This is a genomic window from Streptomyces sp. NPDC026301 (genome assembly GCF_055567935.1).
This window is the reverse complement of the sequence record NZ_JBVHPN010000019.1, coordinates 1-26220: the sequence shown is the minus strand read 5'-3', so window position 1 is coordinate 26220 and position 26220 is coordinate 1. Positions and strand designations below refer to the sequence as shown.

Annotated in this window: 21 protein-coding genes and 1 pseudogene; 13 read left to right on the top strand and 9 right to left on the bottom strand. The window is 73.3% G+C overall.

Annotated elements, in window-relative coordinates; genetic code table 11:
- Positions 1–98: 98 nt before the first annotated feature.
- Entirely contained in the window at positions 99–1148 is a 1050-nt protein-coding gene (locus ACZ4MH_RS28140) for an HhH-GPD family protein (RefSeq protein ID WP_351593684.1), read from the bottom strand.
- A 153-nt stretch (positions 1149–1301) separates the two neighbouring features.
- Between ACZ4MH_RS28140 and ACZ4MH_RS28135 the strand changes: the two genes are divergently transcribed.
- A complete protein-coding gene (locus ACZ4MH_RS28135; protein ID WP_351593681.1) occupies positions 1302–1769 on the top strand; it encodes a pyridoxamine 5'-phosphate oxidase family protein in 468 nt (155 codons plus the stop codon).
- A 157-nt stretch (positions 1770–1926) separates the two neighbouring features.
- Positions 1927–2742, top strand: a complete 816-nt coding sequence (locus ACZ4MH_RS28130; protein ID WP_351593678.1) for a hypothetical protein — start codon at positions 1927–1929, stop codon at positions 2740–2742.
- 24 nt (positions 2743–2766) lie between these two features.
- On the opposite strand, the gene disA is transcribed toward ACZ4MH_RS28130, so the two are convergent.
- On the bottom strand, positions 2767–3891 hold the full coding sequence (disA, locus tag ACZ4MH_RS28125) for a DNA integrity scanning diadenylate cyclase DisA (RefSeq protein ID WP_351593675.1): 1125 nt from the start codon (positions 3889–3891) through the stop codon (positions 2767–2769).
- 202 nt (positions 3892–4093) lie between these two features.
- On the bottom strand, positions 4094–5536 hold the full coding sequence (gene radA, locus ACZ4MH_RS28120) for a DNA repair protein RadA (RefSeq protein ID WP_351593672.1): 1443 nt from the start codon (positions 5534–5536) through the stop codon (positions 4094–4096).
- Between the two features lie 233 nt (positions 5537–5769).
- Here radA and ACZ4MH_RS28115 point away from each other — a divergent pair, with 233 nt between their 5' ends.
- Positions 5770–7485, top strand: a complete 1716-nt coding sequence (locus ACZ4MH_RS28115; protein ID WP_351593670.1) for an RNA polymerase sigma factor — start codon at positions 5770–5772, stop codon at positions 7483–7485.
- Positions 7486–7568: 83 nt separating this feature from the next.
- Here the strand turns inward: ACZ4MH_RS28115 and ACZ4MH_RS28110 are convergent, their stop codons facing one another.
- Positions 7569–8444 carry a DUF3109 family protein gene (locus ACZ4MH_RS28110; protein ID WP_351593668.1) on the bottom strand — a complete coding sequence of 292 codons (876 nt, stop codon included), beginning with the start codon at positions 8442–8444 and terminating at the stop codon, positions 7569–7571.
- A 45-nt stretch (positions 8445–8489) separates the two neighbouring features.
- Here ACZ4MH_RS28110 and ACZ4MH_RS28105 point away from each other — a divergent pair, with 45 nt between their 5' ends.
- The 4 genes from ACZ4MH_RS28105 (at position 8490) to ilvD (ending at position 13049) form a co-directional block, all read left to right on the top strand.
- Positions 8490–9443: a Ppx/GppA family phosphatase gene (locus ACZ4MH_RS28105; RefSeq protein ID WP_351593666.1), complete on the top strand. Its 954-nt coding sequence runs from the start codon at positions 8490–8492 to the stop codon at positions 9441–9443.
- 147 nt (positions 9444–9590) lie between these two features.
- Positions 9591–10415 (top strand): sugar phosphate isomerase/epimerase family protein, encoded by an 825-nt coding sequence (locus ACZ4MH_RS28100; protein WP_211266484.1) that lies wholly within the window; start codon positions 9591–9593, stop codon positions 10413–10415.
- Positions 10412–11047, top strand: coding sequence for a TetR/AcrR family transcriptional regulator (locus tag ACZ4MH_RS28095; RefSeq protein ID WP_351593664.1), 636 nt, complete (start codon positions 10412–10414; stop codon positions 11045–11047). Before ACZ4MH_RS28100 ends, ACZ4MH_RS28095 begins: the two co-directional genes overlap by 4 nt.
- Before the next feature lie 151 nt (positions 11048–11198).
- Entirely contained in the window at positions 11199–13049 is a 1851-nt protein-coding gene (gene ilvD / locus ACZ4MH_RS28090; protein ID WP_351593662.1) for a dihydroxy-acid dehydratase, read from the top strand.
- 58 nt (positions 13050–13107) lie between these two features.
- Here ilvD and ACZ4MH_RS28085 read toward each other — a convergent pair whose 3' ends face one another.
- Positions 13108–15486 (bottom strand): protein kinase domain-containing protein, encoded by a 2379-nt coding sequence (locus tag ACZ4MH_RS28085; RefSeq protein WP_467754742.1) that lies wholly within the window; start codon positions 15484–15486, stop codon positions 13108–13110.
- A gap of 210 nt (positions 15487–15696) precedes the next feature.
- Between ACZ4MH_RS28085 and ACZ4MH_RS28080 the strand changes: the two genes are divergently transcribed.
- Positions 15697–16008, top strand: a complete 312-nt coding sequence (locus ACZ4MH_RS28080; RefSeq protein WP_351593657.1) for a hypothetical protein — start codon at positions 15697–15699, stop codon at positions 16006–16008.
- A gap of 53 nt (positions 16009–16061) precedes the next feature.
- Positions 16062–16634: a hypothetical protein gene (locus ACZ4MH_RS28075; protein ID WP_351593654.1), complete on the top strand. Its 573-nt coding sequence runs from the start codon at positions 16062–16064 to the stop codon at positions 16632–16634.
- A gap of 10 nt (positions 16635–16644) precedes the next feature.
- On the opposite strand, the gene ACZ4MH_RS28070 is transcribed toward ACZ4MH_RS28075, so the two are convergent.
- The 3 genes from ACZ4MH_RS28070 to ACZ4MH_RS28060 all read right to left on the bottom strand — a co-directional run bounded on the left by ACZ4MH_RS28070 (position 16645) and on the right by ACZ4MH_RS28060 (position 20568).
- Complete coding sequence (locus tag ACZ4MH_RS28070; protein ID WP_351593651.1) at positions 16645–18066, bottom strand: M1 family metallopeptidase; 1422 nt, start codon at positions 18064–18066, stop codon at positions 16645–16647.
- Between the two features lie 157 nt (positions 18067–18223).
- A complete protein-coding gene (locus tag ACZ4MH_RS28065; RefSeq protein WP_351593648.1) occupies positions 18224–19897 on the bottom strand; it encodes a SulP family inorganic anion transporter in 1674 nt (557 codons plus the stop codon).
- A gap of 245 nt (positions 19898–20142) precedes the next feature.
- On the bottom strand, positions 20143–20568 hold the full coding sequence (locus ACZ4MH_RS28060) for a hypothetical protein (RefSeq protein WP_351593645.1): 426 nt from the start codon (positions 20566–20568) through the stop codon (positions 20143–20145).
- Between the two features lie 301 nt (positions 20569–20869).
- On the opposite strand from ACZ4MH_RS28060, the pseudogene ACZ4MH_RS28055 reads away from it, so the two are divergent.
- The 4 genes and pseudogenes from ACZ4MH_RS28055 to proC all read left to right on the top strand — a co-directional run.
- Positions 20870–21673: pseudogene (locus tag ACZ4MH_RS28055) on the top strand (ABC transporter ATP-binding protein); the annotation flags it as partial.
- A 153-nt stretch (positions 21674–21826) separates the two neighbouring features.
- Positions 21827–22669, top strand: coding sequence for an ABC transporter permease (locus ACZ4MH_RS28050; protein ID WP_467754751.1), 843 nt, complete (start codon positions 21827–21829; stop codon positions 22667–22669).
- A gap of 159 nt (positions 22670–22828) precedes the next feature.
- Positions 22829–23830 (top strand): helix-turn-helix transcriptional regulator, encoded by a 1002-nt coding sequence (locus ACZ4MH_RS28045; protein WP_351593643.1) that lies wholly within the window; start codon positions 22829–22831, stop codon positions 23828–23830.
- Between the two features lie 129 nt (positions 23831–23959).
- On the top strand, positions 23960–24769 hold the full coding sequence (gene proC / locus ACZ4MH_RS28040; RefSeq protein ID WP_351593640.1) for a pyrroline-5-carboxylate reductase: 810 nt from the start codon (positions 23960–23962) through the stop codon (positions 24767–24769).
- Positions 24770–24808: 39 nt separating this feature from the next.
- On the opposite strand, the gene trpS is transcribed toward proC, so the two are convergent.
- Positions 24809–25801, bottom strand: a complete 993-nt coding sequence (trpS, locus tag ACZ4MH_RS28035) for a tryptophan--tRNA ligase (protein ID WP_351593638.1) — start codon at positions 25799–25801, stop codon at positions 24809–24811.
- Positions 25802–26220 lie beyond the last annotated feature (419 nt).

Sequence of the window (26220 nt, the reverse complement as noted above, 5' to 3'; positions counted from 1 at the left end):
CTCGCGGGGGACGGGAGCGGCGGCGGGGTCCTCCTCCAGGGGGAGGACGGGCCCTCCGTACGGGGGGCCCGCCGGGGATCGGGCCGGCGGGAAGCCGGTCAGGTCAGCGGGAGCCGGTACAGGCCGTCCGCCAGCGGCTCCACCAGACCGTCGGCGACCAGGCCGTCCAGGGCCCTGGCCCGCTGGACGGGCTCGTGCCACACCGCGTCCAGCTTCGCCTGCGGCACCGGCGCGACGGCCTCGCGCAGCACGGCCAGCAGCTTGCCGCGCACCTGGCGGTCGGTGCCCGCGTACGTCTGGACGCGCCGCGGCGGGCCCTCGTGCTCGGGGGAACCGGCCAGCCGCCAGGCGCACTGCGCGGCGATCGGGCAGCGCACGCACTCCGGGCTGCGCGCCGTGCACACCAGCGCGCCCAGCTCCATCGTGGCGGCGGCCCACTTCGAGGCCGTCCCCTCGTCCTCGGGCAGCAGCGCGCGGGCGAGCTTGCGCTCGGCGGCGGTGGTGGCGTTCGGCGGGTACTGGCGGCCGGTGACCGCGCGGGCGAAGACCCGGCGGACGTTCGTGTCGAGGACCGCGTGCCGTTGGCCGTACGCGAAGGAGGCCACGGCGGCGGCGGTGTACTCGCCGACGCCGGGCAGCGCCAGCAGCTGGGCGTGCTCGCGCGGCACGTCGCCGCCGTGCCGCTCCCTTATCGCGGAGGCGGCGGCGTGCAGCCGCAGGGCGCGCCGCGGGTAGCCGAGCCGGCCCCAGGCGCGCACCGCCTCGCCGGACGGCTCGGCGGCCAGGTCGGCCGGGCGGGGCCAGCGGGCCAGCCACTGCTCGTAGACCGGCAGTACACGGTTGACGGGCGTCTGCTGCAGCATGAACTCGCTGACCATCACGCCCCAGGCACCCGCCTCGGGGCGGCGCCACGGCAGATCGCGGGCGTGCTCGTCGAACCAGTCGTTGACCGGGGCGTGCAGCCGCCGGCCGGCCACGTCGACGGCGTCGGTGGCGGCCGTGGCGTTGCCGGTGACGGATGCGGCAGCAGGGGCGGAGGCGGCGGCGGAGTCGGCGGGGCGCGGCGCCGGGGTCCCGGCGGGGCGTCCGGTGCCGGGCTCCACGGCGGCGTCGCCGGCGGACTGGGCGGTGGCAGGAGTGGAAGTCATGGCACCGCCGATCCTGACACGGGGCCCCGCGACGGTGAAACGCGCCGGGCCCGAGCCGCCCGTTGTGCACCTGCACGTGGTACCCGCACTGCTGCAACGGGGCGTGCGCGGGGCGGCGCTCCGCGCGTCCGGTGGGCGCGCGAGGATGCTGTCATGACCGACAGCACGCCCCCGCCCGGCATCCTGCGGGCCCTCGCCGACCACACCACCATGACGCTCGCCTATACGGACGGCGACGGACCCCAGGCGTGCGCCGTCCTGTACGCCCTGACCGAGGACCCGGCCCCCGCCCTCCTCTTCGTCACCTCCGAGTCCACCCGCCACGGCAGTGCCCTGTCCGCCGCGCGGCCGGCGGCCCCGGTCGCGTTCACTGCCCAGCGTGACGGCCAGGACTGGAGCGGCCTGACGGGCGTACAGGGGCGCGGCGTGTGCCGCCGGCTGGACGGCGGTGAGCGCAGACGCGCCTGGCGCGCGTACGCCGACCGCTTCCCCTACGTGGCGCTCAGCCCCAAGCTCCGCGCCGCCATGGACCACACGGCCTTCTGGGAACTCCGCCCCACGTGGCTCCGCCTGATCGACAACGCCCGCGGCTTCGGCCACAAGGAGGAGTGGACCGCGTGAAGTGGCGGGAACTGATGGGCGGTTGACGCACGGGGGTCGCTCATCCGGGCCAATTCTCCTTCCTGACCAGGAAGAACCGGGCAGATGATGGGAAAAGCCGGTGGCCCGTCGGCGGGTACTGGCTGGCATCCGGGCTGATCTCTCGTACAGTTTCCGCGTGGGATCTCTGCGCAATCCGATCGGGCCGCTTCCCTCCTCCATCTACTGGCGACGGAGGGCGGTCGCGCTCGCGATCCTCGCGCTCCTCGTGCTGCTGGTCGTATGGACCGTCACCATGGGCGGGACCAGCGGTGACGGCAGCTCGAACAGCAAGGGCTCGGCCGGCGGTCCCGCCACGTCCATCACCCCGGGACCCAACGCCACCGACTCCGGCATCAGCCAGAAGCCGGGCGGCCGCGACGAGTCGGGCGACGGCGGCGGTGCCGGTGGCGCCGACGCGGGCTCCGGCGGCGCGGGCAGCGGCGGCTCGGGCGGCTCCGGCTCCGGCACGCCGATCGGCGAAGGCGGTACGGGCTCCGGCGCGGGGGCGGGCAGCGCCGGCGGCGTGCTCGTACCGGGCGGATCGGCGCTCGCCGACTGCACCGGCTCCGGGACGCGGCTGACCCTGCGCAGCGTCAAGAACTCCTACGGCCCGGACGCGAAGCCGCGCTTCGAGCTGACCGTCAAGAACACCTCGGACGCGGACTGCAAGGTGGACCTCGGCCGCAAGGCCGCGGTACTGACGATCAGTCACACCGACAGCGACGCCCATGTGTACGCCTCCGACGACTGCCCGCCGAACACCGGCAGCGCCCTGGTGAAGGTCCCCGCCCAGTCCGCTGTCACCCGCACCGTCGAATGGGACCGCAAGCCCACGGCCGCCGAGTGCGCCACCCCCGCCGCCAAGTCCGCCAAGCCCGGCACCTACCTCGCCGAGGCCACGGTCCCGGGCCTGAAGCCGGACAGCACGTCCTTCGTCCTCGCGAAGGACTGAGGGGCGGGGCGGCGACCGGAACGGTCAGACGTAGCGTTCCAGGATGGAGGACTCCGCGAGGCGGCTGAGGCCCTCGCGGACGGAGCGGGCCCGGGCCTCGCCGACGCCGTCGACCGTCTGGAGGTCGTCGACACTGGCCGCCAGGAGCTTCTGCAGGCCGCCGAAGTGGTCGACGAGGCGGTCGATGACGGCGCCGGGGAGGCGGGGCACCTTGGCCAGCAGGCGGAAGCCGCGCGGGGAGACCGCCGAGTCCAGGGTCTCGGGGGAGCCGCTGTAGCCGAGGGCGCGCGCCACGATCGGGAGTTCCAGCAGCTCGGTGTGGGAGAGCGCGTCCAGCTCGGAGAGCGCCTCGGAGACCGTACGGGAGCGCTTGGCCGTCGGCTCGGGGACGTAGTCCCGGGCAACCAGCTCGCGCTCCGGCTCGACGCCCGCGATCAGCTCGTCCAGCTGCAGGGAGAGCAGCCGGCCGTCCGTGCCGAGCTCGACGACGTACTCGGCGATCTCGGTGGCGATCCGGCGGACCATCTCCAGCCGCTGGGCCACGGCGGAGACGTCGCGGACCGTCACCAGGTCCTCGATCTCCAGCGCGGAGAGCGTGCCGGCGACCTCGTCCAGGCGGAGCTTGTACCGCTCCAGGGTGGCGAGCGCCTGATTGGCGCGGGAGAGGATCGCGGCGGACTCCTCCAGGACGCGGCGCTCGCCGTCCACGTACAGGGCGATCAGCCGCATCGACTGGCTGACCGAGACGACCGGGAAACCGGCCTGGATGGACACCCGCTGCGCCGTGCGGTGGCGGGTGCCGGTCTCCTCGGTGGGGATCGAGGCGTCCGGGACGAGCTGGACGCCCGCCCGCATGATCTTGGTGATGTCCTTGTCGAGGACCAGCGCGCCGTCGAGCTTGCACAGCTCACGCAGGCGGGTGGCGCTGAACTCGACGTCGAGGACGAAGCCGCCGGTGCACATCGATTCCACGGTCTTGTCGAAGCCGAGGACGATGAGACCGCCGGTGTTGCCGCGGAGGATGCGTTCGAGTCCGTCGCGCAGTGCCGTGCCCGGCGCGACCGCGCTGAGCGAGGCGCGCATCAGACCGTCACCGCCGGAGCTACCGCCGGACCTTCCGGGGGACGACGCCCGGTCGTTGGCTGCCACTGCACTCCTCCGTCGCAAGGTCTGTCGGTGCCGCAGCCCGCCCGGAGTTGCCTTGGCCGCGTACATACGTCGCGGACGCGATCTGCGGCTGGACTGCGTTGACGGGCGAGACCAGGGCAAAGTCTACCGGCGACGCGCCGTTTACCTAGGGGAGTCCTGCACGGACGGCGCGGGGCGGCACACCGGAGGCAGCCTCCGGGGCTCAGCGGCCGCTCAGCGGGGACCCGGATGTCTCTTCGGCGGCGGCCTCCTTCCGCGGCGACTCGCGGCGCGGGCGGCGGGGGAGCACGCGCAGCGCCTCGCCGACGTCCGCCACCTCCAGGACCCGCATTCCGGCCGGAATCCTGCCCGGATCGGTCGGCACCAGCGCGTGCGTGAAGCCCAGCCGCGCCGCTTCGGAGAGCCGGCGCTGCACGCCCGTGACGCGGCGGACCTCGCCGGCGAGCCCGACCTCGCCGATGGCGACGAGGTTCTTCGGCAGGGGCGTGTCGGAGGCGGCGCTGGCGAGGGCGAGCGCTATGGCGAGGTCGGCGGCCGGCTCGGAGAGCTTCACGCCGCCGACCGTCGCGCTGTAGATGTCCCGCTTGCCGAGGGCGGCGATCCGGCCGCGCTGCTCCAGTACGGCCAGCATCATCGAGACCCGGGAGGTCTCCAGGCCGGAGGTCGTCCGCCGCGGGGAGGGGATCTGGGACTCCACCGTGAGCGCCTGGACCTCGGCGACCAGCGGGCGGCGGCCCTCCAGGGTGACGGTCAGGCAGGTGCCCGGCACGGGCTCGTCGCGGCGGGTCAGGAAGAGGCCCGAGGGGTCGGCCAGGCCCGTGATCCCCTCGTCGTGCAGCTCGAAGCAGCCGACCTCGTCCGTCGCGCCGTAGCGGTTCTTGACGCCGCGTACCAGGCGGAGGCGGGCGTGCCGGTCGCCCTCGAAGCTGAGCACGACGTCGACGAGGTGCTCCAGGAGGCGGGGACCCGCGATGTTCCCGTCCTTGGTGACGTGGCCGACCAGGAGGGTGGACATGCCGCGCTCCTTGGAGGCGCGGATGAGTGCCCCGGCGACCTCACGGACCTGGGCCATGCCGCCGGGCGCGCCGTCGATCTCCGGCGAGGCGACGGTCTGCACGGAGTCCAGGATCAGCAGGGAGGGCTTGACCGTGTCCAGGTGGCCGAGGACGGCGGAGAGGTCGGTCTCGGCGGCGAGGTACAGATCGTCGTGGAGGGCGCCGATGCGGTCGGCGCGCAGCCGCACCTGGCTCGCGGACTCCTCGCCCGTGACGTACAGCGTGCGGTGGTCCTCGCTCGCGGCCTTCGCCGCGACGTCCAGCAGCAGCGTGGACTTGCCGACGCCGGGCTCGCCGGCGAGCAGCACGACGGCGCCGGGGACGAGGCCGCCGCCCAGCACGCGGTCCAGCTCGGCCACGCCCGTGGAGCGGGCCGTCGCCTGCCGGCCGTCGACCTGGCCGATCGGCAGCGCAGCGGTCGTGACCCGGCCCGGCGCGGTCGTCCGCACGGCCGGGCTGCCGCCGGCCTCCTCGACCGTGCCCCACGCCTGGCACTCGGGGCAGCGGCCGAGCCACTTCGCGGTGGTCCAGCCGCACTCCGTGCAGCGGTACGACGGGCGGTCCTTCGCCGGGGATTTACGGGTTGCCATGGAAGCCACCGTAGCCGTGGGGTACGACAACGCGGCCGGGCGGCGGACGGGGGAGGCATCCCTGGGGCGCGGGACGGGAGACGGGACACGGGCGCCCGGGACGGCAGGTACGCGTGTGGGGGAGGGGCGGCTCGGACTCCTGTCCCCTTTTGAGGGAGATCGTCACCCGAAAGAATTAAAACCGGCCGAGCGCCCCTGACCGGTCCGCGGCATGTGTCTACCGTCGCCGGGTGATGAGCAGCAGGCCCGGACACCCCACGCACACCACCACCGCACCGCCCCCCGTCGGCCGGGCGGAGCGGTCACAGCGGGCGGGCCGGGCCGGCCGGACCGCCGGGCCCGACCGCCACGACCCGTCCCCCGAGCGCTACGAGCCCTACATCGACGGGCTGTTCACGTACTGCCTCTCCGTGCTGTGCGAGCACGACGCGGCGACCGAGGTGCTCGGCGAGGTGCTCGCGCTCGCCGAGCGGCAGCACGGGCGCCGCCCGTCCGACCCCGGCCTGTACCGCCCCTGGCTGTACGCGCTGGCCCGCTGGGCCTGTCTGCGCAGGCTCGCGGACCCCGGCGCGCCCCAGGGGCCCGCGGTCGCCGAGGAGTCCGACCGGCGGCGCGAACTGTCCGCGCTGGCCTGGCCGGAGGCCGCCGGCGCCACGCCCGAGCAGCGCGAGGCCCTGGAGCTGTCCGTCCGGCACGGGCTGGGCTCCCGGGAGCTGGCCGCCGTACTGGGCATGGAGCCGGTCGCGGCCCGCGCGCTGCTGTCCACCGCCGCCTGCGAGGTGGAGCGCACCCGCGCGGCGCTCGCCGTGGCCGAGACCGGCCGCTGCCCCGAGGTGGCGCGCCCGGCCGGGGACGGCCGGATGCTGCTGAGCACGGCCCTGCTCCGGGAGCTGGTGCGGCACGTCGACGCCTGCGACGAGTGCCGCCGGACGGCCGAGCGGGCGACGGCGGACGGGCCCTGGCCCGGCACGGAGCCGGTGGCACGGGGGCCGCTCCCGCTGGTCACCGCGCCCCGTGCGGCGGCCCGTGTGGCGATGCGGGCGGCGCTGCGGTCGCGTACGGGGCGGGCGGTGGAGCAGCCGGAGAAGGGGGCGCAGGGGCGCACGAAACGAGCGGTCGGCGTAAACGGTTCTGCACCCCGCTACGACCGCAGCGGGTTCCCGCTCGGGCCCAAGGACCGGGCGGCCCGCAACGCGCGGCTGCGCAGCCGCGCGCTCACCACGACCGTGGTGGCCACCGTCCTCGCGGCGCCCGTGCTCGCGCTCTGGGCGGCGTACCGGGGTGCGCCGCTGACCGGCGAGACCGACGGCACGGCCGTCACCGCGGGCGACAGCGCGGGGGACCGGATCGGCGGCCGCCCGTACGAGAAGGCCGGCAGCGCGCAGACGACGCCCGGACCGCAGTTGCGGCAGGGCACGCACACGCCGGACGTGTCGGTGGAGGTGATCGGGGCGCGGGGGGAGCGGCTGCGGGAGGCCGCGCCGAGCCCTTCGCGGTCCCGCTCCGGGCCGGGGCGGCTGACCGTCGCGGCGCAGCCGAGCGGCGACCTCACGGTCATCACGCTGGCCGCGTCCGGCGGGACGGCGGTGCACTGGGCGGCGCACACCGGGGCGCCGTGGCTGCAGTTCAGTACGACCGCCGGGGTGCTGCAGCCGGGCGGGACGACGACGATCAGGGTGTACGTCGACCACGACCGGGAGCCGGCCGGGTACTGGCGGGCGCGGGTCGCCGTGGAGCCGGCGGGCGCGGTGATCACGATCGAGGGCCGGGGCGCGCCTACGGCTCCGCCGAGCTCCCCGACACCTACGCCTACGCCGTCGCCCTCCGACCCTTCGCCGAGTGACCCGCCGCCGTCCCCGACGCCTACGCCTACGGCGTCCGAACCGTCGCCGAGCGAGCCGCCGTCGGAGACCCCGACCCCCTCGGAATCGGGTACCCCGACAGGCTGAGTGCCGGGGGCGCTGCCCCCGGACCCCCGGTCCTCAAACGCCGGACGGGCTGGGTGGGGCTCAGGACGGGCTGGGGTGGGGCCTCAGGACTGGCTGGAGCTGTCGCGTACCACCGGCATCGGCAGCAGTACCGGGTCCGCCGGGTGCGGGGCCATCGGGGTCTCCGTTGCCAGGCGTTCCTCGCAGAGTTCTGCGAGGCGGTCGTACCCCTCCTTGCCCATCAGCTCGATGAGCTCCGGCGCGTACGACTGATACACGGCGCGGGACGCGCCATGCGCGGACGTCGCCGATGTGCACCACCAGTTCAGGTCGTGGCCGCCGGGGCCCCAGCCGCGGCGGTCGTACTCGCCGATGGTGATCTGGAGCACGCGGGTGTCGTCGGGGCGGTCGATCCAGTCGTACGTGCGGCGGACCGGCAGCTGCCAGCAGACGTCCGGCTTGGTTTCGAGGGGCTCGCGGCCGTCCTGGAGGGCCAGGATGTGCAGGGAGCAGCCGGCGCCGCCGGCGAAGCCGGGGCGGTTCTGGAAGATGCAGGAGCCCTTCCAGCGGCGCGTCTGGCGCTCGCCGTCGTCCTCGTCCTCCTCGACCCAGCCGGTCGTCGTGCCCACGTCGTGGAACTGCCAGATGTCCGGCGTGAGCCGCGCCACGTGCTCGGCGACCCGCTGCTCGTCCTCCTCGTCGGAGAAGTGCGCGCCGAGCGTGCAGCAGCCGTCGTCGGCGCGGCCCGCCTCGATGCCCTGGCAGCCGCCGCCGAACACACAGTTCCAGCGGGAGGTGAGCCAGGTCAGGTCGCACCGGAAGATCTGCTCGTCGTCGGCCGGGTCGGGGAACGTGACCCAGGCGCGGGCGAAGTCGAGGCCGACCTCGTCGGTCACCTCGTCGGACGCCGCCCCGCGCGCTTGTTGCTTTTCCATCTTTTTGCGGGCCTTTTCCTGCTTCGCCTTTTTCGTCTTCGCCACCTCCCCAGCGTAAAGGCGCGGCGTGGCCGCAGTAGCTTTCTGAGTATGAGACTCGGTGTCCTCGATGTGGGTTCGAATACGGTCCACCTACTGGTGGTGGACGCGCACCCCGGCGCGCGCCCGCTGCCCGCCTACTCCCACAAGGCGGAACTGCGGCTGGCCGAACTCCTCGACGAGGACGGGAACGTCGCAGGTCCGGGCGTCGACCGGCTCGTCGCGACGGTCCGTGAGGCGGTGCGGGTCGCGGAGGACAAGGGCGTCGAGGACGTGCTGCCGTTCGCGACCTCGGCCATACGTGAGGCACCCAACGGCGAGGACGTGCTGGCCCGCGTCGCCGAGGAGACCGGCGTCACGCTGCGGGTCCTCTCCGGCGAGGACGAGGCGCGGCTCACCTTCCTCGCGGCCCGCCGCTGGTTCGGCTGGTCCGCCGGGCGGCTGCTGCTCCTGGACATCGGCGGCGGCTCGCTGGAGATCGCGTACGGCCTGGACGAGGACCCGGACGCGGCGGTCTCGCTGCCGCTCGGCGCCGGCCGGCTGACCAACACCGACCTGCCCGGCGACCCGCCGGACCCGGAGGACGTACGGGCGCTGCGCCGCCGCGTACGGGCCGACATCGGGCGCGTGGTGAGCGACTTCACACGCTTCGGTACGCCGGACCACGTGGTGGCCTCGTCCAAGACGTTCAAGCAGCTGGCCAGGCTGGCGGGCGCGGCCCGCTCGGCGGAGGGCCTGTACGTGCAGCGCGGGCTGAGCCGGAAGGCGCTGGAGGAGTGGGTGCCGCAGCTGGCCACGATGACGGCGGAGAAGCGCGCCGAGCTGCCCGGGGTCTCCGAGGGCCGGTCCCGCCAGCTGCTGGCCGGTGCCCTGGTCGCGGAGGCGGCGATGGACCTCTTCGGCGTGGACGAGCTGGAGATCTGCCCGTGGGCGCTGCGCGAGGGCGTCATCCTGCGACGGCTGGACCATTTGCCGAACGGTGAGTCGGGGGGCGACGCGGCCTGAGGGTGAGCCCGAAGGGCGATCCCGTCAGGGGCGCGGGGAACTGCGCGAGCAACCAGGACGGCGCCGCGGCCGCCCACGCTGCGACAGGGGCACCCCCAATGGCGGCCCGCTCCCCCGCGCCCCGCGCGGCCCCGTACCCTGTCCCTCGTGACGGAGCCAGTGGTGCGCATCCCGGATGCGAAGGTCGCCCTGTCCACGGCATCGGTGTATCCGGAGTCGACCGCGACGGCCTTCGAGATCGCCGCGCGCCTGGGGTACGACGGAATCGAAGTCATGGTCTGGACCGATCCGGTCAGCCAGGACATCGAGGCGCTGCGCCGGCTGTCCGACTACCACGGCGTGCCGGTGCTGGCCATCCACGCGCCGTGTCTGCTGATCACGCAGCGCGTGTGGTCCACCGACCCGTGGACCAAGCTCCAGCGCGCCCGCAACGCCGCCGAGAAGCTCGGCGCCTCCACGGTCGTGGTGCATCCGCCGTTCCGATGGCAGCGCAACTACGCCCGGGACTTCGTGCGCGGAATCTGGCGCATGGAGGGCGAGACGGACGTGAAGTTCGCCGTCGAGAACATGTACCCCTGGCGGTACCGCGACCGCGAGATGCTGGCGTACGCGCCGGACTGGGACCCCACCAAGGACGACTACCGGCACTTCACGGTCGACCTGTCGCACACCTCGACCGCCCGGAGCGACGCCCTGCACATGGTGGACCGGATGGGCGACCGGCTCGCCCACATCCACCTCGCCGACGGCAACGGCTCCAACAAGGACGAGCACCTGGTCCCGGGGCGCGGCAAGCAGCCGTGCGCCGAGCTGCTGGAGCGGCTGGCCGCCACCGGCTACGACGGGCACATCGTCATCGAGGTCAACACCCGCCGGGCGATGTCCGCCGCCGAACGCGAGGCCGACCTCGCCGAGGCCCTCGCCTTCACGCGCCTGCACCTCGCCTCGCCGAACCGGGTGTACGGGTCGTGAGCGCGCCCGGGACGGAAGGTTCCGGGGCTGCTCCGAGGCGGCGTGGCCGCCCCGCCCGTACGGAGGGCACCGCGGGACCCGGCGCGCGGGAGCGGATTCTCGCCGCGGCCCGTACGGAATTCGCCGAACGCGGCTACGACAAGACGTCCATCCGCGGCATCGCCAAGGCGGCGCAGGTGGACCCGGCGCTGGTGCACCACTACTTCGGTACGAAGGAGCAGGTCTTCGGCGCGGCCATCGAGATCACCATGGAGCAGCCCGCGCTGCACCTGCCCGATCTGCTCGCGCCGGGCGCCGACGGCATCGGCGAGCGGTTCGCGCGGTACTTCCTCGGCATCTGGGAGAACCCCGCCACCCGCGCCCCGCTGCTCGCCGTCATCCGCTCGGCGATGACCCACGAGACCGCCGCGAAGGTGCTGCGCGGCTTCGTGCTGCGGCGGATGCTGGAGCGGGTGGCGGCGGAGCTGGCGGTGCCGGAGCCGCGCTTCCGGGCCGAGCTGGCCGCCTCCCATCTGGTCGGCATCGCGATGCTGCGGTACGTCGTCCAGGTCGAGCCGCTGGCCTCGGCCGATCCCGAGGACATCGTCCGGATGGTCGCGCCGACGCTCCAGCGGTACCTCGCGGAGGCGTGAGCGCGTGCGTCCGTAGTGCGGGCAGATGTCTCATAATCTGGAGGCGCTGTCCGGATCTTGGATCGACAGCGTAATCTCGGGATCAGGTGATACGTGGCGCGGAATGCGTCCGCAGCCGCGTGCCGCAGACGATCCCAAGGGAGTGACCATCGTGCCTGAGCTGAGGTCCCGCACCGTTACCCACGGCCGCAACATGGCGGGCGCCCGTGCCCTTATGCGGGCGTCGGGCGTAGCGAGCGAGGACATCGGCAAGCCGATCATCGCGGTCGCCAACTCCTTCACCGAGTTCGTGCCGGGCCACACCCACCTCCAGCCGGTCGGCCGGATCGTGAGCGAGGCCATCAAGGCGGCGGGGGCGGTCCCGCGCGAGTTCAACACCATCGCGGTCGACGACGGCATCGCGATGGGCCACGGCGGCATGCTGTACTCCCTCCCGTCCCGCGACCTGATCGCGGACTCCGTGGAGTACATGGTCGAGGCCCACTGCGCCGACGCCCTGATCTGCATCTCCAACTGCGACAAGATCACCCCGGGCATGCTGAACGCCGCCCTGCGGCTCAACATCCCGACCGTCTTCGTCTCCGGCGGCCCGATGGAGTCCGGCCGCGCGACCCTCGTCGACGGCACGGTCCGCACCCTCGACCTGGTCGACGCGATGTCGGACGCCGTCAACGAGAAGATCTCCGACGCGGACATGCTCCGTATCGAGGAGAACGCCTGCCCGACCTGCGGCTCCTGCTCCGGCATGTTCACCGCCAACTCGATGAACTGCCTGACCGAGGCCATCGGCCTCTCGCTGCCCGGCAACGGCTCGGTGCTGGCCACGCACACCGCCCGCAAGGCGCTGTACGAGAACGCCGGCCGTACGGTCGTGGAGATCGCCAAGCGGTACTACGAGGGCGGCGACGAGTCGGTCCTGCCGCGCAACATCGCCACGTTCGACGCCTTCGAGAACGCCATGGCCCTCGACATCGCCATGGGCGGCTCGACGAACACCATCCTGCACCTGCTGGCCGCCGCCCAGGAGGGGGACGTCCCCTTCGGCCTGGAGGCGATCGACGCCGTCTCGCGCCGCGTCCCGTGCCTGGCCAAGGTCGCGCCGAACGTCGCGAAGGACCGCACGTACTACATGGAGGACGTGCACCGCGCAGGCGGCATCCCGGCCCTCCTCGGCGAGCTGCACCGCGCCGGTCTGCTCAACGAGGGCGTGCACTCCGTGCACAGCCCGTCGCTCGCCGACTGGCTCAAGACCTGGGACGTGCGCGGCGGTTCGCCCTCCCCGGAGGCCATCGAGCTGTGGCACGCGGCCCCCGGCTGCGTCCGCTCCGCCGAGGCGTTCTCCCAGTCCGAGCGCTGGGCGGCGCTGGACGAGGACGCCGAGGGCGGCTGCATCCGCTCGGCCGAGCACGCGTACTCCAAGGACGGCGGGCTCGCGGTCCTCAAGGGCAATCTGGCGGTCGACGGCTGTGTCGTGAAGACCGCGGGCGTGGACGAGTCCATCTGGAAGTTCGAGGGCCCGGCCGTGGTCTGCGAGTCCCAGGAAGAGGCCGTCCAGAAGATCCTGATGAAGGAGATCACGGACGGCGACGTGGTCGTCATCCGCTACGAGGGCCCCAAGGGCGGCCCCGGCATGCAGGAGATGCTCTACCCGACCTCGTACCTCAAGGGCCGGGGCCTGGGGAAGACCTGCGCGCTGATCACCGACGGCCGCTTCTCCGGCGGTACGTCCGGTCTCTCCATCGGCCACGCCTCGCCCGAGGCGGCCGGCGGCGGCACGATCGCGCTGGTCGAGAACGGCGACCGGATCCGCATCGACATCCCGGGCCGCTCGATCGAGCTGCTGGTCGGTGACGAGGAGCTGGCCGCCCGCCGCGAGGCGCTGGGCGGCGTGTACGCGCCGAAGAACCGCGAGCGCAAGGTCTCGCAGGCGCTGCGCGCCTACGCGGCGATGGCCACCAGCGCCGACAAGGGCGCGGTCCGCGACATCAGCAAGCTCGGCTGACACCGCTCCCGCAGCGGCTGACCACCGCTCTCACAGCGACGACGAGGACCCCGGCCCGCTACCAGCGGCCGGGGTCCTCCGCGTCCACTCCGAAGACCGTGCCGTCCGGCGCCGCGGCGAAGACCCGCCGCCCGGCCGGGTCCACCGCCGGCGTCGGCAGCGTTTCCAGGAAGCCGCCGCGCCCCGTGGCCAGCCGCGGCTTCGTCTGCCCCAGCATCGCCCCGTGCCGGGTGTCCACGGCCAGCAGCCGCCCGTCGGCCGCGCTGAAGTACAGCCGGTCGCCGGCCACCACCGGCTGCGAGCCGCGGCTGACCGACGTCTCGACCTGCCACGTCCGCGCGCCGACGGCCTGCAGCGTGCCCCCATAGGCGAGCAGGTAGACCGTGTCGCCCCGGACCGCCGCGAGCGCGTCGTCCAGCGGCGCCGCCAGCCGGTACGTACGCACCGCGCCGCTGCCGGGGGCGTACCGCACCACCGCCTTCGTACGGGAGTCCTGCGCGGCCGAGGTCAGGAAGAGCGCGCCGCCGCTGCCCAGGCCCACCGGGGTGAGCGTCCCGGGCAGCCGCCGCTCCCACCGCACGGTGCCGTGCGCGAGGCCGATCGCCGTGACGAGGGTGCGACCGCCGTCCTGCACGGTGGCCGCGTACGCGGTGCCGCCGCCCGTCCCGTACGCCTGGAAGCGGGGCAGCGCGTGTCCCGGGAACGCGCGGCGCCACCGCTGCTCGTGCGTCCGGCTGTCCAGCGCGGTGACCGTGCCGTCCGCCGCCGTGAGCAGCACGGCGTCGCCCACGACGGCGACCTGCCCGTGGTACGCGGAGACGTCCCGGCTCCAGCGCCGGGCGCCCTTGCCGTCCGCCGCCGGGTCGAAGGCGTCCAGCCGCCGGCCGTCGGCGGACAGCGCGTACAGCAGGCCGCCGGAGAACACGGGCGCGGCCGGTGGCAGGTCGGCGCCGGTCGCGGGCCCGGCGGGCAGCCGCCACTGCACGGCGCCGTGCTCGGGGTCCACGCGCGCGGCCCGCACGCCGCGCTGGGCACAGAAGAGGGCGGGCGCGGGGGCCGCGGCCGACGGCGCGGTGCGCGGCGCGAAGGAGCAGAACGGCATCTCGGCCGGGTGGTCGGCGGAACGTTCGAGCAGGGCGGTGCGCCAGGGGTGGAAGGGCTCCGCCGCCTCCGTACCGCCGGAGTGCCGCACCGGACCGTCCTCCGGGAGCAGCGCCCGTACGCCCAGGAAGCCGCCCCCGGCGACGAGGACCGCCGCGACCGCCGCCCAGACCGCCCAACGGCGCGCGCGGCGGGGCGCGGGAGCCTTCGCCGGGCCCGCGGGCGCCGACGGCCCGGCCGGTACGTGGACCCGGACGTGGGTGGGCACGGCCTCGGCGGGCCCGCGCTGGAGCGGTATGTACGGCGCGGGCAGGGCGGGGGACGCGGCAGACGACGGGGCCGGGGACACCCGCGACTCCGGCGCGTCGAGGGTCGAGTCCGGCTCCAGGAGCGAGTCCGGCCCGAAGGACGGGTCCGTGGCGGGCCCGGCGCCAGGTCCGGCCTCGGTGGCGGGCGCCGCGCGCGCGGCCGCCATCGGCTCGTACAGCGGCTCCAGGTACAGCTCCGTCGGGAGGTCGACGCGGAGCCGGGCCATCAGCTGGCTCGGCGTCGGGCGGTCCGCCGGGTCCTTCGCGAGGCAGCTGCGCAGCAGCGGCGCCAGCTCCTCCGGCACGCCCGCGAGGTCCGCCTCGTCGTGGACGACCTGGTACGCGACGAGGTACGGGCTCTCCGAATCGAAAGGGCCGCTCCCGGTCGCCGCGTGCACCAGTACCGAACCCAGCGCGAAGACATCCGCCGCCGGGCCGACTTCCCGGGGCCGCTGGAACTGTTCGGGCGCCATGAAAGGCGGCGTCCCGATCAATTTGCCGGTTTCCGTCCGCATTTCGCTGTCGGACGGTCGCGAAATACCGAAATCGATGACTTTCGGGCCGTCCGCCGCCAGCAGGACATTGCTCGGCTTCAGATCGCGGTGCACCACGCCGGCGCGGTGGATGTCGCGCAGTGCTTCCGCCAGTCCGGCGCCCAGTTTCCGTACCTCGTCCAGGGGCAGCGGGCCCTTCCGCTTCACATGCGCGGAAAGCGTGGGGCCGGGAATGTAGAGCGTCGCCATCCAGGGCCGCTCACTGTCGGGATCGGCGTCCACGACCGGCGCCGTGAAAGCCCCGCTGACCCGCCGCGCGGCCGCCACCTCCTGCCGGAACCGGCCCCGGAACTCCGGGTCCTGGGCGAATTCCGCGTGCACGACCTTCACCGCGAGCCGCAGCCCGGACGCCGAACGCGCCAGGTGCACCACGCCCATACCGCCGGCACCGAGCGGCATTTCCAGCCGGTAGTTCCCCGCGTATTCCGGATGTTCCGCTTCCGGTCCGGCGCCGGAACTCCGCAGCGGCGGCATCTCCCCACCCCCGTGTATTCGGCCGCGCAATCGGCCGCAGATGCGATGCTCGGAGCCTAGTGGATGCCCGGCGGACGCCGGTTACGGCCCGGCGCGGCTTGCTAGCCTGAACCTCGTTCGAGCCGTCGCGCGGTGCGGCGCGGAAGGCCGGAAATCGGCCCCGGCCGCCGGCCGCGGACATTCACACGACATTCCACGGGGGAGTGCGCCATGAGCACACAGGAGAACACCGCCGACAGCGCGGCCGAAGCGGCCGGCACCGTCGCGGCCTACCGCAGCTATCCCGTCGCGCCGGGCTACCGCCTCAACGTCCGCAGCGGCCCGAGCACCAACGCCGCGGTCGTCCGCACCCTCCCGGCCGACTCCTCGGTCCCCATCCGCTGCCAGCGCCACGGCGAGCAGGTCAGCGGCCCGTACGGCAGCAGCGACATCTGGGACTGCATCGGCAGCGGCGAGTACGTCTCGGACGCGTACGTGAAGACCGGGAGCGACGGCTTCGTCGCACAGCGCTGCGCGAGCTGACCGCCGGACGGGGCGCGGGCCCGCCCGAGGGGCTGCCGGGGATAATCGACGGCATGAGCGAGGAGCACACGCGCGCGGCCGTCGAGCCGGCCGGTCCCGAGCCGGTCGCCATCCGGTTCTTCGGCACGACCTGGGTCCACCACGACGGCGGCTACGCGCTGCGCCGCGCGGGCGTGGCCCTCGGCGCGCTCGTGCTCGCCGCGCTCGGCGCCTTCGTCCTGCGCTTCGCGTTCGAGGGCCTGGCCGTCGCCGAGGTCGGCTCGCTGGTGAACGTCCTGATCGTGGTCTGCTTCGCGGTGTGCAGCGTGCTCGCCTTCCGCCGCACGTGGGAGGGGTTCGTCCGGCGCCGCGAACCGGCCGCCGACCGGGCGGCCGGCCGTGACATTTCGGGCGCCGAGAAGTCCGCGCAGAGCCTGATGCTGATCGGTTTCATCGGCTCGCTGCTGGCGTACTTCTGCCGCGCGCTCGTCGAGGCGCCCGGCGAGAAGCTGCACCGCGCGGAGTACGAGGCGGCCCGCGAGCGGCACGCCCGCCGGCGCACCGCCCGTACGGGCAACCCCGCGGCCCGCAAGGGCGGCGCGAAGGGCGGGACCAAGGCCGGCGGCAAGGGGAAGAAGCGCCGCTGACCGGCCGGCGTCAGTACGTCCGGCCCGGCTTCCCCTCCCCGTACAGCCAGGCGTCGAACAGTCCCGTCAGATCCTTGTGCGCGTGCTGCTCGCAGAAGGCGATGAAGTCCTTCGAGCCGGCGTTGCCGTGCCGGTGCGCGGCGGGCCACCCCTTCAGGATGCGGAAGAACGTCCGGTCGCCCACCGCGTTCCGCAGCTGCTGGAGGACCATCGCGCCGCGCTCGTACACCGGCGTGTCCATCACGTTCGCGGCCTTGCCCGGGCGGCCGGGCGGGAAGTCCCACAGCGGATCGCCCGCGGGCAGCCGGTAGTGCGCGTCGAACTGCTCCTGCGGCGTCCTGCCGCCGGTCCGCTCGGCCCACAGCCACTCCGCGTAGGTCGCGAAGCCCTCGTTGAGCCAGATGTCCTGCCAGGTCTTCGGCGTCACCGAGTCGCCGAACCACTGGTGCGCCGTCTCGTGCACCACGGTCGCCTCGTCGGGGGCGCCGGAGTAGATCGGCTTGGTCTGCGTCTCCAGGGCGTAGTCGATGCTCCGGGGCGGGTGGTCGACGATGGCCCCGACGGAGGAGAAGGGGTAGGGCCCGAAGACCTTGCTCTCCCAGGTCACGATCTCCGGCAGGCGTGCGAGCGGCCCGGCGCTCTTCTTCGCCTCCTTCGGGTCCACCGCCACGTACAGCGGCACGCCCTGCTTCGTACGGCCGGTCTGCACGCGGAACTTCCCGACGGTGGCGGTCGCGAGGTAGGACGCCATCGGCTCCCCGCTGTGCCAGCGGAAGGTCCTCGCCCCGTCCTCCGTCTCCTCGCTGTCCTTCAACTCGCCGTTGGCGACGGCGGTGTAGCCCTTGGGGACGGTGACCGCGATGTCGTACGTGGCCTTGTCGCTCGGGTGGTGATTGCCGGGGAACCAGGTCTGCGACCCGGCCGGCTCGCCCACGACGAACGCCCCGTCCGCCGTGCGCACCCAGCCCTCCTTCGACCCGTCGGGGTCGGCGAAGTCCGTCGGGTGCCCCTCGTACGCGATCGCCGTGCGGAAGGTACGTCCCTTCGGCAGCGCGCTCGCCGGCCGGACCCGCAGCTTGTCGCCACGGCGGGAGAACTTCGCCCGCTTGCCGTTGACTTGAACGCTCTTCACCTTCAGGCCGTGCAGGTCGAGGGAGAAGGAGGCCAGCCGCTGCCGTGCCGTCGCGGTGAGGCGAGCCGTGGCGTCGAGGCTGCCCTGCCGGACGTCGTAGTCCAGGCCGAGCGCGTAATGGCGTACGTCGTAGCCGCCGTTGCCGAGGGCGGGGAAGAGCGGGTCGCCGAGGGTGTCCCGGCCGTCCACGGCCGAGGTGCCCGCCGGGCCGGCCGCGAGGTCGTGGGTGCAGGCGGACAGCAGAAGGGCCACGGACAGTGCGGCGGTCGCGCCACAGGCGCGCAGGGGCCGGCGTTTCACGGGGAGTCCTGGGGGGTGTGGGGGACAGGAGAGATCGCGCTGACCTTATGGGGTCATACGGATTCCTGTATCCCCCTGGGGACGGGAAGCTGTTCCGCCACCAGGGGGATGTGCCCAGGACGAGGGCCGTCGAGGGCCCTGCTTCAGCGGTGGCGGGTCAGGAGACGGCCCCGCGCACCGGCATATGGTCGATGCTCACACCGGCCGGTTCGGTGAGCTCACGGCGACGCTGCTCGGCCCAGCCGAGGAGCGCCGCCTCGCAGGCGTGGTCGAGGTGGCGCAGACCCGAGAGGTCGAGCTGGATCTCGCGGTCGGCGGGCAGCGCCTCCAACTGGTCGAGGAGGCGCGGCAGCCGCAGGAAGGTGGCGTTGCCGACGGCGCGTACGCGGACCGGTCCCGCCGCGGTGGCGGTCGCGGGCTCCGCTTCGTCGAGTACCGGGGCGGCGACGGAACTGCCGCCCTGCACCGACTTGGCCACCACGAGGCTGTGGGTCTGGCTGCCGGGACCCTCGTCGACGCCGTCGCCGGACACCTCCAGGTGCACATGCGAGGTTTCCCAGGCGGTCTTCGCGACCGCCATGAGGAGACCGATCAGGACGCCTTCGAACATGTTGGTGACCACGATGGCGATGGCGGTCGTCGCGAGCACGACGGCCTCGCCACGGTGTTCGCGCCACAGCGGGCGGATCTCCTTCAGCGGCATCAGCTTCCAGCCCGCGTGCACCAGGACACCGGCCAGCGCCGCCACCGGGATGACGCCCAGCGCGGCCGGGAAGGCCGCCGCGAACACCAGCAGCCAGACGCCGTGCAGGATGCGGGAGAGCTTGGTCTTCGCGCCGGCCGACACATTGGCGGAGCTGCGCACGATGACCGCGGTCATCGGCAGCGCGCCGAGCACACCGCAGACCGCGTTGCCCGCGCCCTGGGCCATCAGCTCCTTGTCGTAGTCCGTCTTCGGCCCGTCGTGCAGCCGGTCCACGGCCGCCGCGCTGAACAGCGACTCGGCGGACGCGATGAGCGTGAAGGCGAGCACCGTACCGATGACGCCGAACTCCGCGACGCGCGCGAAGTCGTCGGCGCCCGGCGGCTGGATGGCGTCCAGCAGCCCCTGTACCTCGACGCGGGCGACCGGCAGGTCGAACGCGAAGACCGCGAGCGTGGCGAGGGCGACCGCGGCGAGCGGCGCGGGCAGAATCTTCGCGCCCTTCTTCCAGCGGGGCCACAGGACGAGGATGGCGATCGTGCCGACGCCGATTGCCAGCGCGGCCAGGGCCGAGTTCGAGCCGACCGTGTCGATGAACAGGTCGGGCAGTCCGCCCAGGTTGGCGAGGCCGCTGCCGGGTGCCTTCGCGTCCGCGAGGGCGTACACCTGACCCGCGATCAGCACCAGGCCGATGCCGGCGAGCATGCCCTGCACCACCGCGACGGAGATCGCGCGGAACCACCGGCCGAGCTTGAGCGCGCCCATGGCCAGTTGGAGCAGGCCGGCGACGAGGACGAGGATGCCGAGCGCGCCGACGCCGTACTCCTTCACCGCCTCGTAGACGAGCACGGTCAGGCCTGCGGCCGGGCCGCTGACCTGGAGGCTGCTGCCGGGCAGGAAGCCGGTGAGCAGACCGCCCACGATGCCGGTGACCAGGCCGAGTTCGGCGGGTACACCGGAGGCCACGGCGACGCCGACGCAGAGCGGTACGGCGACGAGGAAGACGACGATCGAGGCGGTGAAGTCCGCGCGGAAGGTGCGGCGCGGGGCCTCGGGGGAGCCCGGCGGCGCGGCGGCGCCCGGGGGACCGAGACGGGAGTTGAAGATCCGTTCGACGAAACTGCGCATGAGGATGCCTCCAGCTGGTACCCGGCGGCAGCGCGTACTGCCGGCGGGAGCTGTTGCGGATGGATGGCTGGATCCGTACGAGCGGGCGTGCGTACGCCGGTCAGCGGCCGGTACCGGTAGCGGTCAGCAGCCGGTTCCGGTCAGCAGTCGGTTTCGGACAGCAGTCGGTTCCGGTCGGCCGTTGCGTGGCGACGTACGCCCGTGTGGTGCGGTGCGCGGGCAGGGGGAAAGCCCGTGGACATCTCTCAGCAGCGGAAAACGCAGAGAGTGAGGGGTATTTGACCGGTTCTCTGCAGTGATTTGGCGTGCGCGCGGGTGAGCGGAACGGTCGGCTCGTGATCGTCCACCGGGGCCGTGCGGCAGCACACGCACAGGGCACGCGGATCGGGGGGAGTGGGCGGTCCGGCAGAGATGCGGACGGCCCGCCGGAGGTGAGCGGTCTCGGGACCTATCTCGCCCTCGCCGCCGCCCTTCATGGCGGTGTGCTCGGGCTCGGCGGCGGGGGTGGGGGGCGCGGCGGGCAGGGAGCCGCCGTTCGCGGGCGAGGCCGCGTGCGTCCCGCCGCTCTGGGCGGGCTCGGCGAACGCGAAGCCGGCCGTGGTCAGCAGGGCCAGCAGTGCGGCAATGAGTATCGCCAGGGCAGGGCGTATCGCGGTACCCGGCTTCCCCATCGTCGCCTCCTCCGGCGCCCGTGGACAGTCGATTCCATTGTGTCCAAAGGCGGCTGCCCCGGGGCAAGTCGGCGTGTAACCGTCAGGTTAACGCCGAGTTATCGGAGGGGAACGATCTCCTCCGTTCGCTCCGGCGACCGCCGGGAGCACGCCCCGAACCGCCACACGCCGGGCCCTCCGGACACCCGGCGGCACCGCCTCGTGACACAACGTGCACCTTTATCGAACGCCCACCTCGCACGGCAGGTTCCCTTCGGATGGGGGCTTGACGCCTAGTTCCGGCCGGACGCATATTCAACACATGATGAATTACGCGTCCGGTGAGACCGGTAAGGCGAGGGAGGCCGCCGAGGCCGGGGAGACCGGCGTCCCGGCTCCCCCCGCTGTACGCGCCCGCGGACTCTCGGTGGTCCGCGGCGGCCGGACGGTCCTGGACGCGCTCGCCTTCGATGTCCCGCGCGGCCAGGTCACCGGCCTCCTGGGCCCCTCCGGCTGCGGCAAGTCCACGCTCATGCGCGCCATCGCCGGCACCCAGGCACACGTCACCGGCGCGCTCGACGTCCTCGGCCGGCCCGCGGGCGAGGCGTCGCTGCGGCCCCGGATCGGTTACGTGACCCAGTCCCCGTCCGTGTACGACGACCTCACCGTCCGGCAGAACCTCGCGTACTTCGCCGAGATCCTGCACCCCGGGCGGACCGCCCGCGCGGCGCGCCGGGCGGCCGTCGACCGCGCCATCGACGACGTGGCGCTGGCCTCACACGCCGACGTACTCGCCGGGAACCTCTCCGGCGGTCAGCGCAGCCGCGTCTCCCTCGCGGTCGCGCTCCTCGGCGACCCGGAACTGCTGGTACTGGACGAGCCGACCGTCGGCCTCGACCCCGTGCTCCGCCGCGACCTGTGGCGCCTCTTCCACACGCTCGCCGCCGACCGCGGCGTGACGCTCCTCGTCTCGTCCCACGTCATGGACGAGGCCGAACGCTGCGACCGCCTCCTCCTCATGCGCGAGGGCCACATCCTGGCGGATGGCACTCCGGACGAACTGACCACCCGCACCCAGACCCCAACAGTCGAGGCGGCGTTCCTGCACCTGGTCGACTCAGCCCTAGCTGTGGGCAGCGACGCTCCCACCCACCCTGCCCCCGCTGTGGGCAACCGTGCCGCCTCCGCCTTTCCCACCCACCCAGCTGTGGGCAATCGCGCCACCTCCGCCTCTCCCACCCACCCAGCTGTGGGCAATCGTGCCGCCAGGGCGGCACGGGTGGGCACAGCGGCACCCCCACGGCGGGACGCCGACCCCACCCACCCGCACCCCGACGGCGCAGCACGCCCCGCCCCCGCAGCGCACCCCGACCGCGCAGCACACCGCCCCCGCCCCGCGCCAACGCCCACCACCACCCGCGTCCTCCGCCAGCTCCGCCACGACCCCCGCACCATCGCCCTCATGCTCGTCGTCCCGTGCGCGATGATCACCCTGCTCCGCTACGTCTTCGACGGCAGCCCCCGCACGTTCGACGCCACCGGCGCCTCGCTCCTCGGCATCTTCCCGATGATCACGATGTTTCTGGTGACCTCCATCGCCACCCTGCGCGAACGCACCTCGGGCACGCTCGAACGCCTCCTCGCCATGCCGCTCGGCAAGACCGACCTGATCGCCGGTTACGCCCTCGCCTTCGGCCTGCTCGCCGTCGTCCAGTCGGCGCTCGCCACTGCCCTGTCCGTATGGCTGCTGGACCTGGACGTCACCGGCTCCCCCTGGCTCCTGCTCCTGGTGGCCGTCCTGGACGCCCTCCTCGGTACCGCCCTCGGCCTCTTCGTCTCGGCCTTCGCCGCCTCCGAATTCCAGGCCGTCCAATTCATGCCGGCGGTGTTGATGCCGCAAATCCTGCTGTGCGGCCTCTTCACCCCACGAGACGAAATGCAGCCGGTGCTCTCCGGCCTTTCCGACGCTCTCCCGATGTCGTACGCGGTCGACGCCATGAATGAAGTACTCCGCCATTCCGACGCCACCACCGCCTTCTTCCGCGACGCCGCGATCGTCACCGGCTGCGCCCTCCTGGTGCTCTCCCTGGGCGCCGCCACCCTCCGCCGCCGGACGCGCTGATCCCCGGCCCACCTCCCCCCCCAGTGGGCCGGGGACCCGCGTACGCGCCGGGACCGGCCCCGGCAGGATCAGCGACGGAGCGACCCGGAGAGGCCGACGGAACAAGAGGGACCAGACGTAACCATTGGCCAGTCGTCATCTGCCGGGCACTATGACGCCATGGGGAATGGGGAGGGCTCAGCGCCGTACGAGGCGCAGGACGCGGCCGAGTTCATCGAGGCGATGCGGCGCCTGAAGGAACGGTCCGGCCTGACCTACCGCCAGCTGGAGGAGAAGGCCGCGGGCCAGGGCGAACTGCTGCCGCGCAGCACCCTGGCCAACGCGCTGACCGGCCGTTCCCTGCCGCGCCCCGAACTGCTGGCCGCCTTCGTCCGGGCCTGCGGGGAAGGCGACCGGGCCGCGGAGTGGACCCGGGCCCGAGCCCTGCTCGCCGAGCGCTCCCGGACCGGCTCGCCACGCCCACCGGAACCGCCGTCCCCACCGGAGCCACCGTCCCCGAGACCCCGTCGCCTCACCGCGTGGCGCGGAGCACGAAGAACCCCCGCCCTCCTGACTCTCGCGGCCCTGCTGACCGCCGCCATCGCCGCCGCCGTCTGGTTGTCGGCCTCGCCCTCGGCCGAGCGCTCCCCGCACGCCGCCCCGCCCCTCCCCACCGGCCCCGTACGCGTCCACCCACTGAGCGCACCGGACCTGTGCCTGACCGACGGGCACGTCCCGGACGGCCGGTACGACTCCCTCGTGGCCGTGCAGCGAACGTGCGACAAGGCGGCAGCGCAGCGGACCAGGCTGATCCCGGCGGGCGACGGGCTGTACCGGATCGAATGGTTCCGCCCCGAACAGGGCAAGGGCTGCCTCGCAGCGCGCTCCGAAGGCCTCGCCGCCGGCCTGCTCGAACCCCAGAACGACTGCGCCGCGGCCACCCGCCTCCACATCGAGCCCGCCCCGCCCCAGGACAGCACCACCCACGCCGTCCGCTTCCGCGCGGAGGCCACCCACCGCTGCCTGACCATCAACGTCCCCACCGCCAATGTCCCCGCCGCGCCCGGAGCCGCGGAAGCCGCGCCGGACGCCGAAGCCGCGCCGGACGCCGAAGCCGTACTCACCCCCTGCGCCCCCAAAAAGAACCAGCTCTTCCGCATCACCGAGGCCCGCTCCCCGTAACCACGGCTCCTTCGCCGGCCGGCCACTCGCCCACAACGTGGAACACCCCCGCACGCCCGCCCCGCCCGATGCGACGATGACCGTACGGACAAGGCCCAGGCCCGGCGCAGCGTAGAGGTGAACCGCACCATGACCCAGAAGGTCGCAGTACTCGGTACAGGAAAGATCGGCGAAGCCCTCCTCAGCGGCATGATCCGCGGTGGCTGGTCCCCGTCCGACCTCCTGGTCACCGCCCGACGCCCCGAGCGCGCCGCCCAGCTCCGCGAGAAGTACGGGGTCGAGGCCGTCAGCAACGCCGAGGCCGCCAAGGGCGCCGACACGCTCATCCTCACGGTCAAGCCGCAGGACATGGGCACGCTCCTGGACGAGCTCGCCCCGCACGTCCCCGCCGACCGCCTGGTCATCAGCGGCGCCGCCGGCATCCCGACCTCCTTCTTCGAGGAGCGGCTGGCCGCGAACACGCCGGTGGTCCGGGTCATGACGAACACCCCCGCCCTCGTCGACGAGGCCATGTCCGTCATCTCCGCCGGTACGCACGCCACCGACGAGCACCTCGTGCACGCCGAGGAGATCTTCGGCGGCGTCGGCAAGACGCTCCGCGTCCCCGAGTCCCAGCAGGACGCGGCCACCGCCCTCTCCGGCTCGGGCCCGGCCTACTTCTACTTCCTCGTCGAGGCCATGACCGACGCCGGCATCCTCCTCGGCCTGCCGCGCGACAAGGCGCACGACCTGATCGTGCAGGCCGCCATCGGCGCCGCCGTGATGCTCCGCGACAGCGGCGAGCACCCGGTCAAGCTGCGCGAGAACGTCACCTCGCCGGCCGGCACCACCATCAACGCCATCCGCGAGCTGGAGAACCACGGCGTACGCGCCGCCCTCATCGCCGCCCTCGAAGCGGCCCGAGACCGCAGCCGCGAACTGGCCTCGGGCAACGGCTGAGCATCCGGCGGCACCCCACGGCGGGGTGCCGCCCCACGGCTACGCCAGCAACCCCACCGCCCGATACGCGGCATCGACGCGAGGCCGAGCCATCCCCCGCGCCCGCTCGGCCCCGTCCCGCAGCACCCCGTCCACATAAGACGCATCCGCCGCCAGCTCCGCATGCCGCTCCCGCACCGGCCGCAGCGTCTCCACCACCGCCTCCGCGGTGTCCTTCTTCAACGCCCCGTACGAGTCGTACTCCTCCGCCAGCCGCCGCGGCTCCCCACCCGTACACGCCGCCAGCACATCCAGCAGATTCGCGACCCCGGGCCGCTCCTCCCGGTCGTACACGACATCGCTGCCCGCGTCCGTGACGGCCCGCATCACCTTCTTGCGCACCGCCTCCGGCTCATCGAGCAGATAGACGATCCCCGCCGTACGGGCCTGCGACTTCCCCATCTTCTTCGTCGGCTCCTGCAGATCCATCACCCGCGCCGCCACCGCCGGCAGCGTCGTCCTCGGCACCACGAACGTCTGCCCGTACCGCTGGTTGAACCGGACTGCCAGATCCCGCGTGAGCTCCACGTGCTGTGCCTGGTCCTCACCCACAGGCACCTCATCCGTCCCGTACGCCAGGATGTCCGCGGCCATCAGCGTCGGGTACGTCAGCAGCGACAGCCGCACGCTCCCGCCCCGCTCACGCTCCCGTGCCGCCTTCTCCTTGTACTGGATCATGCGCCGCATCTCGCCGTCCGTGGCCGTGCACTCCATCAGGTACGCCAGCCGCGTGTGCTCATCGACCTGGCTCTGCACGAACACCGTGCACCGCTCCGGATCCAGCCCGGTGGCCAGCAGCAACGTCGCCGCCTGCCGGCTGAGCCGCCGCACCCGTGCCGGATCGTGGTCGACGGTCAGCGCGTGCAGGTCGACCACGCAGAACAGCGCGTCCGCCCGGTACTGGTCCTCCGCCGCCCAGCGCCGCATCGCGCCGAGGTAATTGCCCAGCGTCAGGTGCCCCGTCGGCTGCACACCACTGAAGATCCGCGTCATTTCCGGTCCCCTTACCTGCTCGGTCGCTCGCGACCTGTCAGTCGCTCGCTTCTATGGAGACCGCCGCACCGAACCGACCGGCCGGCTGCGGGAGGGAGAAACGCGAACGGCCGCCGGAGGCGGCGGCCGTGATCATGCATGCGCTGTGGTCGGCCGCCGTCAGGCGGGCCACCACTGCTGTACGAGCGCACGCGTATGCATGGCCCCTACGCTACGCCCCGGACCGCCTCCAGGAGCGGGTTTGAACGAACCCAGGGCCTCGTGTAGTGTCCTCCGAGTTGCCACGGGGTCACCGACTCCTGGCAGCCACTCGCGCCGCACCGGCGGCAACCCATTACTGCACGGCCTTCCTTCGGGAACAATTTCGGCATGCCGAAATTCGACCGACCGGCTCGATTATGAACCGGCAGCGAAAACCG

Bases quoted from the DNA above. Each gene is read 5' to 3' on its own strand.
- ACZ4MH_RS28140 (WP_351593684.1), bottom strand. From the start codon at position 1,148: ATGACTTCCACTCCTGCCACCGCCCAGTCCGCCGGCGACGCCGCCGTG.
- ACZ4MH_RS28135 (WP_351593681.1), top strand. From the start codon at position 1,302: ATGACCGACAGCACGCCCCCGCCCGGCATCCTGCGGGCCCTCGCCGAC.
- radA (WP_351593672.1), bottom strand. From the start codon at position 5,536: ATGGCAACCCGTAAATCCCCGGCGAAGGACCGCCCGTCGTACCGCTGC.
- ACZ4MH_RS28115 (WP_351593670.1), top strand. From the start codon at position 5,770: ATGAGCAGCAGGCCCGGACACCCCACGCACACCACCACCGCACCGCCC.
- ACZ4MH_RS28105 (WP_351593666.1), top strand. From the start codon at position 8,490: ATGAGACTCGGTGTCCTCGATGTGGGTTCGAATACGGTCCACCTACTG.
- ACZ4MH_RS28085 (WP_467754742.1), bottom strand. From the start codon at position 15,486: ATGCCGCCGCTGCGGAGTTCCGGCGCCGGACCGGAAGCGGAACATCCG.
- ACZ4MH_RS28080 (WP_351593657.1), top strand. From the start codon at position 15,697: ATGAGCACACAGGAGAACACCGCCGACAGCGCGGCCGAAGCGGCCGGC.
- ACZ4MH_RS28075 (WP_351593654.1), top strand. From the start codon at position 16,062: ATGAGCGAGGAGCACACGCGCGCGGCCGTCGAGCCGGCCGGTCCCGAG.
- ACZ4MH_RS28065 (WP_351593648.1), bottom strand. From the start codon at position 19,897: ATGCGCAGTTTCGTCGAACGGATCTTCAACTCCCGTCTCGGTCCCCCG.
- ACZ4MH_RS28060 (WP_351593645.1), bottom strand. From the start codon at position 20,568: ATGGGGAAGCCGGGTACCGCGATACGCCCTGCCCTGGCGATACTCATT.
- ACZ4MH_RS28045 (WP_351593643.1), top strand. From the start codon at position 22,829: ATGGGGAATGGGGAGGGCTCAGCGCCGTACGAGGCGCAGGACGCGGCC.
- proC (WP_351593640.1), top strand. From the start codon at position 23,960: ATGACCCAGAAGGTCGCAGTACTCGGTACAGGAAAGATCGGCGAAGCC.
- trpS (WP_351593638.1), bottom strand. From the start codon at position 25,801: ATGACGCGGATCTTCAGTGGTGTGCAGCCGACGGGGCACCTGACGCTG.